This is a genomic window from Rhodococcus sp. MT28 (assembly GCF_058792695.1).
In genome coordinates this window covers 1-1212 of the sequence record NZ_JBXAFD010000064.1, presented here as the reverse complement: position 1 = coordinate 1212, position 1212 = coordinate 1, and the positions used below count along the sequence as shown (strand labels likewise).

Here is a 1212-nt window from a genome sequence, read left to right as displayed (position 1 = left end):
TCGCAACTCCCATTCTCACGCCGAGGACCAGCCCGTCTACTTCAGTCCTGCGTCAGCAACGTCCATACCCGCAACAACTAGCGGTCGGGCTCGAAGATCACGAAAGTGCGTCCTGAGCCATGTTGTCCACCGGCCAGCTTCTAGCTTTTATTCCTGCGGCGCTCGTGGTCGCGGCATCGCCCGGGGCGAACAACCTTCTCGCGCTCCGTAACGGCCTCCGATCCGGTGTCCGCGCGGCGGCAACAGCATTGGTAGGCCGCTTCGTGGCCTTCGCGATCATGCTCACTTTGGTCGTGGCCGGCTTGGGTACCGTGCTCGCGCAATCACAACACCTGTTCGAGTTACTCAAGTGGCTCGGCGTTGCCTACCTTCTGGCACTCGGTATCTGGGTGATCTGGCAGACCCGACCCAGTCGATGGACATGGATCGAGACCCGCCCTGTGTCATCGGTGAGTGGCAGCTCTAGGTTGGTGATTCAGGAGTTCACCACAGCAGCAGCCAATCCGAAGGCACTGCTTCTGTTCACCGCGTTCTTGCCGCAGTTCACGATGAAATCAGCCGGTCCGGTTGCATACCAACTCACGCTCCTCGGAAGCCTCTACATCGTCGTCGAGGCTTGCGCCGCTCTCGGGTGGGCGAGCGTCGGCCGATGGATACAGCAGCGAGGGTTGTCGTCGTCGACCGTTCGTCGTGTTGAGCGCTCGTCGGGTGTTGTTTTCGTCGGATTGAGTGGCTCGTTGGCTGCATCTTCGCTCACCCCGGCTACACGCTGACGATGTCTACACCGCAAGGCGACACCATCGCGCGGGGCTGGACCTTGCACTCAGCCCGGTAAAGATTCCCTCCTTGTGCGTCCAGGACATCCCGCTCCGGCCTAGGTCAACGGACGCAACACGTATCGGATGCCGAAACTCGCATGCTTCCAAATGGAAGCGCGCGGCCACAGGTCGTTGTCAGCGCCACTCGACGAAACAAACGCCGTACCAGCCTCTTCCAGCCAGGTTCATCCACGAACGGTCGACGTGCGGGCAGTCCGGCACGGCGCCTTGATTGGATTGTCCACTGACGCGGCAGCCGCTTAGGGTAGAAAGTCCTCACATAATGCGGATGAAACACCACCGAAAGTACGAGCGCGTCCCCGAAAGGGTTGAACTTTCTCCGGTTTGTGTGACTTCGAGTACTACTGGTCGGTAGCCTTCGCTCCGAGCACAT

General features: G+C 60.2%; 1 protein-coding gene. It reads left to right on the top strand.

Annotation, left to right across the window (positions count from 1 at the left end; translation table 11 throughout):
* Positions 1–119: 119 nt before the first annotated feature.
* Entirely contained in the window at positions 120–773 is a 654-nt protein-coding gene (locus AC1Q6C_RS33605; RefSeq protein ID WP_054781817.1) for a LysE family translocator, read from the top strand.
* The last annotated feature ends 439 nt before the right edge of the window (positions 774–1212 follow it).

Coding starts and splice junctions, on each gene's coding strand:
- AC1Q6C_RS33605 (WP_054781817.1), top strand. CDS start 120: ATGTTGTCCACCGGCCAGCTTCTAGCTTTTATTCCTGCGGCGCTCGTG.